General features: G+C 72.8%; 8 protein-coding genes. 2 read left to right on the top strand and 6 right to left on the bottom strand.

Translation table 11 applies throughout. The features are described from left to right. Positions 1 to 42 precede the first annotated feature (42 nt). Positions 43 to 678 carry a uridine kinase gene (locus ACLU3S_RS14140; RefSeq protein ID WP_413952158.1) on the bottom strand — a complete coding sequence of 212 codons (636 nt, stop codon included), beginning with the start codon at positions 676 to 678 and terminating at the stop codon, positions 43 to 45. A 127-nt stretch (positions 679 to 805) separates the two neighbouring features. On the opposite strand from ACLU3S_RS14140, the gene ACLU3S_RS14135 reads away from it, so the two are divergent. Further along, positions 806 to 1,207 (top strand): hypothetical protein, encoded by a 402-nt coding sequence (locus ACLU3S_RS14135; RefSeq protein ID WP_413952157.1) that lies wholly within the window; start codon positions 806 to 808, stop codon positions 1,205 to 1,207. An 87-nt stretch (positions 1,208 to 1,294) separates the two neighbouring features. On the opposite strand, the gene ACLU3S_RS14130 is transcribed toward ACLU3S_RS14135, so the two are convergent. From ACLU3S_RS14130 to deoC, 3 genes are read right to left on the bottom strand one after another with little or no spacing between them, the layout of a single operon-like run. Continuing rightward, positions 1,295 to 2,206 carry an aldehyde dehydrogenase family protein gene (locus ACLU3S_RS14130; protein ID WP_413952156.1) on the bottom strand — a complete coding sequence of 304 codons (912 nt, stop codon included), beginning with the start codon at positions 2,204 to 2,206 and terminating at the stop codon, positions 1,295 to 1,297. Continuing rightward, a complete protein-coding gene (locus ACLU3S_RS14125; protein ID WP_413952155.1) occupies positions 2,196 to 3,629 on the bottom strand; it encodes an aldehyde dehydrogenase family protein in 1,434 nt (477 codons plus the stop codon). The genes ACLU3S_RS14130 and ACLU3S_RS14125 overlap by 11 nt, the downstream gene beginning before the upstream one ends. A 6-nt stretch (positions 3,630 to 3,635) precedes the next feature. Next, positions 3,636 to 4,592, bottom strand: coding sequence for a deoxyribose-phosphate aldolase (gene deoC / locus ACLU3S_RS14120; RefSeq protein WP_413952161.1), 957 nt, complete (start codon positions 4,590 to 4,592; stop codon positions 3,636 to 3,638). A 338-nt stretch (positions 4,593 to 4,930) separates the two neighbouring features. On the opposite strand from deoC, the gene ACLU3S_RS14115 reads away from it, so the two are divergent. Next, entirely contained in the window at positions 4,931 to 5,653 is a 723-nt protein-coding gene (locus tag ACLU3S_RS14115; protein WP_413952154.1) for a PH domain-containing protein, read from the top strand. Positions 5,654 to 6,311: 658 nt separating this feature from the next. On the opposite strand, the gene ACLU3S_RS14110 is transcribed toward ACLU3S_RS14115, so the two are convergent. Together ACLU3S_RS14110 and ACLU3S_RS14105 are read right to left on the bottom strand one after the other, a co-directional pair. Next, positions 6,312 to 7,958, bottom strand: coding sequence for a phospho-sugar mutase (locus tag ACLU3S_RS14110; protein ID WP_413952153.1), 1,647 nt, complete (start codon positions 7,956 to 7,958; stop codon positions 6,312 to 6,314). Between the two features lie 51 nt (positions 7,959 to 8,009). After that, the gene (locus ACLU3S_RS14105; RefSeq protein WP_413952152.1) at positions 8,010 to 8,834 is read right to left on the bottom strand and encodes a purine-nucleoside phosphorylase; all 825 of its coding nucleotides are present in this window, start codon (positions 8,832 to 8,834) and stop codon (positions 8,010 to 8,012) included. Positions 8,835 to 9,052: the final 218 nt, after the last annotated feature.

Raw genomic sequence — 9,052 nt, 5'->3', positions numbered from 1 at the left:
GGGGGGGCCGACCGGTCCCGTTCCGCCTTGCGGCCGCGCCGGTCAGGCCACCGTCTGCCGGCACGCCTGACGTCCCGCCGCCGCGGCCGCCATGCGGCCGAGTGCCTCGTCACGGTCGCAGGGGTGGGCGCCGAGGGACACCTGGCGGGCGACGATCGAGCGCTCCGCGCGCATCAGCCGCCAGCCGCGGCGCAGCAGGAACGGCACCGACTTGCGGCCCTCCTTCAGGTCCCGCAGGAAGCGGCGCCGGAAGGTGGTGACCGGCCCGCGGGTCAGGCACAACGCGTCCGCCAGCACGCCCAGTTCCCGGCAGCGCTCGACGATCTCCGCGGCGAAGACGCCCTCCGCGACGAACAGCGGGGTGCGGCCGATGTGCAGCGTGTCCTCGCCGGTACGGGCGCTCAGCGAGATGTCGTACACCGGGACCGGTGTCGAACCGGTCGCGCACAGCCGGGCGATGGCGGCGACCGCGACGTCCGCGTCCCACGAGCCGGGGTGGTCCCAGTCGATGTCCGAACTCCCCTCCACCAGGGGCAGAGTCGGGTCGTCGCCCTCCTTGTAGAAGTCGTCCAGGCGCAGGACGGGGAGGCCGGAACGGGCGGCGACCAGTGACTTGCCGGAGCCCGAGGGACCGCACAGCAGCACGACACGGGCGGGGGACGGGGGATGGATGCTCACGGAACACCAGTTTGACGCATGGCGGCCCGCCTGCCGACCCCGCGGGTCGGCTTTTGAGCGTGAGCCCCACCTCAACTACCCTGCGTGTCGACCCTTTTACTCTGCGCACCAGAAGGTGGCATCACCGATGGCCCGACACACCTCTCCCCAGCATCCCGCCGCGCAGCGCGCCGTGATCGCCCTCGCGACCGCCACGGCGGCGCTGGGCGCGGGCGCGGCGACGGCCCACGCGGCCCCGGCCGCTCCGCTCGTCGATGTCCCGTGGCGGCCCACCGCGCTCGGCCACATCGACCCCCAGGCGGGCCTGGCGGCCGTCACCGGCACCGCCGGCTACGTCACCGGCCCGGTCTCCGGCCTCAAGCCCAACCCGCTGGCCGGCACGGGCGTCGACCCGCTGGACAACGGCGTCGGCACCCAGGTGGCGGACTTCAGGCCGATCGAGTCCCGGATGGTCACGGCCCCGGTGGCGGAGGCCCCGTCGGTCGGGAGCATTCCGGTGATGGGGCAGGTGGTCGGCTCCGTGCGGTAAGGCCTGGCGCCCGCACACGCAGAGAGCCGCGCCTCCCCCGGACGGAGGGGAGATGCGGCTCTCCGTATGAGTGGATCCGTCAGCCCGTCAGTACGACGACCCCGACGCGCCCAGTGCCCCCGTCGGGTGCCACACCGTCTTCGTCTCCAGGAACGCCGTCATGCGGTCGGTGCCCGGGGTCTCGAAGTAGTCCACAGGCTGTGGGCGCAGGACTCGCTTCAGGTTGTCCGCCGCCGCGATCTCCAGTTCCTTCGCCAGGTCCTCGTCGGCACCGGCCAGGTCGATGGCGTTGACGTCCTGGTGGGCGGCGAGCGGCGTGGCGATCTCCGCCGTGCGGCCGGAGAGGACGTTCACGACACCGCCGGGCACGTCGGAGGTGGCCAGCACCTCGGCGAGGGACAGGGCCGGAAGCGGGGACTTCTCGCTCGCCACCACGACCGCCGTGTTGCCGGTGGCGATCACCGGGGCCACGACCGAGACCAGGCCGAGGAAGGACGACTCCTGCGGGGCCAGGACGGCGACCACGCCGGTCGGCTCGGGGGAGGAGAGGTTGAAGAACGGGCCCGCGACCGGGTTGGCGCCGCCGATCACCTGGGCGATCTTGTCGGTCCAGCCGGCGTACCAGACCCAGCGGTCGATCGCCGCGTCCACGACCGCGGCCGCCCTGGACTTCGACAGGCCCTCGGCGTCGGCCACCTCGCGGACGAACTGGTCCCTGCGGCCCTCCAGCATCTCCGCGACCCGGTACAGGACCTGGCCGCGGTTGTAGGCGGTCGCGCCGGACCAGCCGCCGAACGCCTTGCGCGCCGCGACGACCGCGTCACGCGCGTCCTTGCGGGAGGAGAGCGGCGCGTTCGCCAGCCAGTTGCCCTTGGAGTCGCCCACCTCGTACACCCGGCCGCTCTCGGAACGCGGGAACTTCCCGCCGACGTACAGCTTGTAGGTCTTGAAGACGGAGAGTCGCCCAGTCTTTTCCATCTTTTCGGTCTTATCGGACATCGAGGTACGCCTCCAGGCCGTGGCGGCCGCCCTCGCGGCCGAAGCCCGACTCCTTGTAGCCGCCGAATGGCGACGTCGGGTCGAACTTGTTGAACGTGTTGGACCAGACGACACCGGCGCGCAGCTTGTTCGCGACGGCCAGGATGCGGGAGCCCTTCTCGGTCCAGATGCCCGCCGACAGGCCGTACTGGGTGTTGTTCGCCTTGGCGACCGCCTCGTCGGGCGTGCGGAAGGTGAGGACCGACAGCACCGGGCCGAAGATCTCGTCGCGGGCGATGGTGTGCGCCTGGGTGACGTTCGTGAAGAGCGTCGGGGCGAACCAGTAGCCGGAGGAGGGCAGTTCGCAGGCCGGGGACCAGCGCTCGGCGCCCTCCGCCTCGCCCTGCTCGGCGAGCGCGGTGATCCGGGCCAGCTGCTCGGCGGAGTTGATCGCGCCGATGTCGGTGTTCTTGTCCAGCGGGTCGCCCAGGCGGAGGGTGGAGAGCCGGCGCTTGAGGGAGTCCAGCAGCTCATCGTGGATCGACTCCTGGACCAGGAGGCGGGAGCCCGCGCAGCAGACCTGGCCCTGGTTGAAGAAGATGCCGGTCACGATGCCCTCGACGGCCTGGTCGATGGGCGCGTCGTCGAAGACGATGTTGGCGCCCTTGCCGCCCAGTTCGAGGGTGAGCTTCTTGCGCGTGCCCGCGACGGTCCGCGCGATCTCCTTGCCGACCGCCGTGGAGCCGGTGAAGGCGACCTTGTTCACGTCCGGGTGCGCGACCAGCGCGGCGCCCGTGTCGCCGTAGCCCGGAAGGATGTTGACGACGCCCTTCGGCAGGCCGGCCTGGCGGCAGATGTCCGCGAAGAACAGCGCCGAGAGGGGGGTGGTCTCCGCGGGCTTGAGGACGACCGTGTTGCCGGTCGCGAGCGCCGGGGCGATCTTCCACGCCAGCATCAGCAGCGGGAAGTTCCACGGGATGACCTGTCCGGCCACGCCCAGCGGCCGCGGATCGGTGCCGAAGCCGGCGTGGTCGAGCTTGTCCGCCCAGCCCGCGTAGTAGAAGAAGTGCGCGGCGACCAGCGGGAGGTCGGCGTCGCGGGTCTCCCTGATCGGCTTGCCGTTGTCCAGCGTCTCCAGGACGGCCAGCTCGCGGCTGCGCTCCTGGATGATCCGGGCGATGCGGAACAGGTACTTGGCGCGCTCGGAACCGGGCAGCGCCGACCACTTCTCGAACGCCTTGCGTGCCGCCCTGACCGCGCGGTCGACGTCCTCGGCCCCGGCCTGGGCGATCTCCGACAGCACCTCCTCGGTGCTGGGGCTGACCGTCTTGAAGACCTTGCCGTCGGCCGCCTCCACGAACTCGCCGTCGATGAACAGGCCGTAGGAGGGGGCGATGTCGACGATCGAGCGGGACTCGGGCGCCGGTGCGTACTCAAAAACCATGATCGATCAGTCCACCGTCACGTAGTCGGGGCCGGAGTAGCGGCCGGTGGCCAGCTTCTGACGCTGCATCAGCAGATCGTTCAGGAGCGAGGAGGCGCCGAAGCGGAACCAGTGGTTGTCCAGCCAGTCCTCGCCGGCCGTCTCGTTGACGAGGACGAGGAACTTGACGGCGTCCTTGGCGGTGCGGATGCCGCCGGCCGGCTTCACGCCGACCTGGATGCCGGTCTGGGCGCGGAAGTCGCGCACCGCCTCCAGCATCAGCAGGGTGTTGGCGGGGGTGGCGTTGACGGCGACCTTGCCGGTGGAGGTCTTGATGAAGTCGGCGCCCGCGAGCATGCCGAGCCAGGAGGCGCGCCGGATGTTGTCGTACGTCGACAGCTCGCCGGTCTCGAAGATGACCTTGAGGCGAGCGGCCCCGCAGGCCTCCTTCACGGCGAGGATCTCGTCGTACACCTTCAGGTACCTGCCCGCGAGGAACGCGCCGCGGTCGATGACCATGTCGATCTCGTCCGCGCCGGCGGCGACGGCCTCGCGCACGTCGGCCAGCTTGACGGACAGCGGCGCGCGGCCCGCGGGGAAGGCGGTGGCGACGGAGGCGACCTTCACGCCGGAGCCGGCGACGGCCTCCTTGGCGACGGCCACCATGTCGGGGTACACGCAGACGGCCGCCGTGGTCGGGGCCGTCCGGTCCGTCGGGTCGGGGAGGACCGCCTTGGCGCCGAGCGCCCGGACCTTGCCCGGGGTGTCCGCGCCTTCCAGCGTCGTCAGGTCGACCATCGAGATGGCGAGGTCGATGGCGTACGCCTTCGCGGTGGTCTTGATGGAACGGGTGCCGAGAGACGCGGCACGCGCCTCCAGGCCGACCGGGTCGACGCCGGGCAGCCCGTGCAGGAAGCGGCGCAGCGTGCTGTCGGACGCGGTGACGTCGGCGAGAGCCTGTGCTGGGGGTGCAGTGGTGGGCATGGTCACCAGACGAGCATATCTACGCGCGTAGCAGCTGTACAGCCCCGGGGCCTGCTCTTCCGGCGTGCTGCGGCCGTTTCCTCGGGCGTCGAGCGCACGAGAGAGGGCCGGTCGAGCGCACGAGGAAGGGCTGGTCGGAGCGCACGCGGAAGGGCTGGTCGAGCGCGCGGAAGGGCTGGTCGAGCGCGCGGAAGGGCTGGTCGAGCGCGCGGAAGGGCTGGCCCAGCGCATGAGGAAGCGTTGGTCGAGCGCGCGGAAGGGCTTCCGCCGGTCACGGATGAGCGGCGGTCACGGGGTGCGGTAGCGGTACCCCGGTCTGCGTCATGCACAATCGGGCCATGACGACCCCGGACCACCAGTCACCCGCGTCACCGCCTCCGGCGCCCACCGCCAAGGACCGGATCTACCGCTCGCCCATGGGCCTGGTGGGCGGTGTGCTGCTGCTCGCGGTCGTCGCCTGGCTGGGCATCGACGCGCTGGTCAACGGCCACGGCCGCACGCCGTGGCTGGCGCTCGCCGGCATGATCCTGCTTGTTCCGCTGGTGAGCGCCTTCACGCTGCGGCCCGCCGTCTTCGCGAACGAGGACCGGCTGCGCATCCGCAACCCCTTCCGGGTGATCAGTGTGCCCTGGGGCCGGATCGAGACCCTGCGCTCCAGCTTCTCCAACGAGGTGGTCACCAAGTCCGGCACCAAGTACCAGCTGTGGGCCATCCCGGTCTCGCTGCGGGCCCGGAAGAAGGCCGAGCGGCGCCAGGCGCGGGCGGCGATGGAGGCGGCCCGCGGCACGTCGCGCGGCGGCGGATTCGGGATGACCGGCCTCGGCGGGGGCCTGGGCGGGAGCTTCGGTTTCGGCGGGTTCGGCGGCCAGCGCGATGCCGACACCGCAGGGCCGACCCGGGCGGAGTCCGACCAGGCCATGGACGACCTGCGCGACCTTCTCGATCGGCGCGGCGACGCCGAGTCGGCGCAGGGCGAGGTCACGGTCCGCTGGGCCTACGAGGTGGCCGCGCCCGCACTGGCCGGCGCGATCCTGCTGGCGATTCTCCTCGGCACGGGCTGAGCGCGAGGCTGCCGGGGCTCCGGGGGCTACGGCGCCGGGCGACGACCCGAGCGAGGGCTGGCCGGCATCCGGCGGGGGCGTCACCGCACGTCCCGCATCCCGGGCCGTGTTGTGGCGAGGGTGCGGTGTCCGGCGGGGGAGTTGCCGCACGTTCGCGTCCCGGGCGGTGTCGTCGCGGGGGTCTGGTGTCCGGCGGGGGCGTCACCGCACGTCCGCGGTGTTGCCCTGGGCGTCCGGTGTCCGGCGGGGGCGTCACCGCACGTCCCGCATCCCGGGCCGTGTTGTGGCGAGGGTCCGGTGTCCGGCGGGGGAGTTGCCGCACGTTCGCGTCCCGCGCGGTGCTGCCTCGGCGGCCACCATCTTGTGCGCGCGTCACCGCACGCCCTGCACCCGTGAGGTGCCGCCCCCGGCGCCCGGCCGGCCGGCGGCACCCGGCGTCCTGGACCTGGTGCCCGTCGCGTCGACCTGGTGCCCGTCGCCTGCGGCCGACCGTCCTCCGGAACAGCCGCTGTGCTCCGAGCCCGGCACGGAGCGCAGCCCCACCCGTGCCCACCGGCGCCCACGGAGCCGTCCGCCTCGCGCGGGATCACAGGCGGCCGGCGTGGTCGGCGGAGCCGTCCGCGTGGTCTCGGCGTCCCCGCACGGACGTGCCGGGGCGTCAGATGCCCGCCGCCTCCGACAGGTCGTGCTTGAGGGCGTCCAGGAGTTCCGTCGCGCGGGTGCGGGCGGCCGGGAGACCGGCGTGCGCGGCGACCGGTACGACGACCTCCAGGTAGCACTTCAGCTTCGGCTCGGTGCCGCTGGGGCGCACGATGACGCGGGCGCCGTCGAGGGTGTAGCGCAGACCGTCCGTGGGCGGCAGCGTGTCCGTGCCGCGGGTGAGGTCCTCGGCGCGGGTGACGGCCAGGCCCGCCAGCTCCGCCGGGGGCCGCTCGCGCAGGCGGCGCATCGCGGAGGCGATCAGCGAGAGGTCCTGGACGCGGACCGAGAGCTGGTCGGTGGCGTGCAGGCCGTGCTCGACGGCGAGGTCGTCGAGCAGGTCGAGGAGGGTACGGCCCTCCTCCTTCAGCACCGACGCCAGCTCGGTGATCAGCAGCGCGGCGGTGATGCCGTCCTTGTCGCGCACGCCCTGCGGGTCCACGCAGTAGCCGAGGGCCTCCTCGTAGCCGTAGCGCAGGCCGTCGACGCGGGCGATCCACTTGAAGCCGGTCAGCGTCTCCTCGTACGGCAGGCCCGCCTTCCCGGCGATCCGGCCGAGGAGGGAGGAGGAGACGATCGACTCGGCGAACACGCCGGTCGCGCCGCGCCGGACCAGGTGCTCGGCGAGCAGCGCGCCGACCTCGTCACCGCGCAGCATCCGCCAGTCGGCGCCGTCCTTCACGGCCACCGCGCAGCGGTCGGCGTCGGGGTCGTTGGCGATGACCAGGTCCGGGTCGGTCGCGCGGGCCCGCGCGAACGCCAGGTCCATCGCGCCGGGCTCCTCGGGGTTGGGGAACGCGACCGTCGGGAAGTCCGGGTCCGGGTCGGCCTGCTCGGCGACCAGCACCGGCGCGGGGAAGCCGGCCCGGGCGAAGGCGGCGAGCAGGACGTCGCGGCCGACGCCGTGCAGGGCCGTGTAGACCGTCCGGGCGGTGCGCGGGGAACCGGGGGCCAGGACGGCGTCCGTACGCGCCAGATAGGCCTCCAGGACCGCGTCGTCCAGGGTCTCCCAGCCCGCCTCCGGGCGGGGTACGTCGTGCAGGGAGGCGATGGCGTCGATCTCGGCGGCGATCTCCGCGTCGGCGGGCGGCACGATCTGGGAGCCGTCGCCGAGGTACACCTTGTAGCCGTTGTCCCGGGGTGGGTTGTGGCTGGCCGTGACCTCCACGCCCGCGACCGCGCCCAGGTGCCTGATCGCGAACGCCAGGACGGGCGTGGGGAGCGGGCGCGGGAGTACGGCGGCACGCAGCCCGGCGCCGGTCATCACGGCCGCGGTGTCCCGCGCGAAGTCGGCGGACCTGTGGCGGGCGTCGTACCCGATGACGACGAGTCCGGCGCCGTCGCCCCCGCTGGGCGTGCCGTTCCTCTTCAGGTACGCGGCGAGGCCGGCGGCCGCGCGGATGACGACGCTGCGGTTCATGCGCATGGGCCCGGCGCCGAGCTCGCCCCGCAGGCCGGCGGTCCCGAACTGCAGGGTGCCGCCGAAGCGGGCGGACAGTTCCGCCGTGTCACCGGCGTCGATCAGCTTGGCCAGTTCGTCGCGGGTCTCCTGGTCGGGGTCCTCGGCGAGCCATGCGCGGGCCCTGGCCATCAGATCGTCGTGCACCTTGGAATCAACCTCTCCGTGTCTGCCTGGTCCACCGGGGCGCCGCCCCGCTCAGAGCTTGCCCAGCACCTGCGCCAGCAGCTGCCCCATGCGCGCCGCCGAGTCGCGGCCCGCCTGGAGGACCTCCTCGTGGTTGAGGGGTTCGCCGGTCATGCCGGCGGCGAGGTTGGTGACCAGGGAGATGCCGAGCACCTCGGCACCGGCCTCGCGGGCGGCGATGGCCTCCAGGACCGTGGACATGCCGACCAGGTCCGCGCCGATGACACGGGCCATGCGGATCTCGGCCGGGGTCTCGTAGTGCGGGCCGGGGAACTGCGCGTAGACGCCCTCTTCGAGGGTGGGGTCGATCTCCTTGCACAGGGCGCGCAGCCGCGGCGAGTAGAGGTCGGTCAGGTCGACGAAGTTGGCACCGACGATCGGCGAGGTGGCCGTGAGGTTGATGTGGTCGCTGATCAGGACCGGCTGGCCGGGGCGCATCCCCTCGCGCAGGCCGCCGCAGCCGTTGGTGAGCACGACCGTCTTGCAGCCGGCCGCGACGGCCGTCCGCACGCCGTGCGCGACGGCGGCGACACCGCGGCCCTCGTAGAAGTGCGTGCGGCCCAGGAAGGCCAGGGCGCGCTTGTCACCGAAGGAGTACGAGCGGATCTTGCCGCCGTGGCCCTCGACGACCGGCGGCGGGAAGCCGGGCAGCTCGGTGACCTGGAACTCGGCATCGGGAGCGCCCAGGGCGTCGACGGCCGGCGCCCAGCCGGAGCCCATCACGAGGGCGACGTCGTGGGTCTCGGCGCCGGTCAGCTCGCGCAGGCGCGCGGCGGCGGCGTCGGCGGCGGCGTAGGGATCGCCCTTGATGTCGTCCGGAAGAAGAGATGCGTTCACGTGAACGAGAGTAGCCGGTCTTCGCCTACGCGCGTAGATGGAAAGGTCATGGGATTGAGATCGTTGTCTTGTCGTTTCCCACGAGGCGCCGCCGCCTCCTGCGGTGACTCGTCGGTGACGAGGACGTCCTCGTCACCGAAGCCCTCGGCGATGGGGATCAGCGGACGGCCGCGGCCGGCCCCGTACTCGCCGGGATGCGGTGGGTGAGCGGCCCCAAG

The organism is Streptomyces sp. AF1A (assembly GCF_047340315.1).
Taxonomy (GTDB): domain Bacteria; phylum Actinomycetota; class Actinomycetes; order Streptomycetales; family Streptomycetaceae; genus Streptomyces.
Note: the sequence above shows the minus strand (reverse complement) of the source record. Positions and strands in the feature narration are given on the sequence as shown.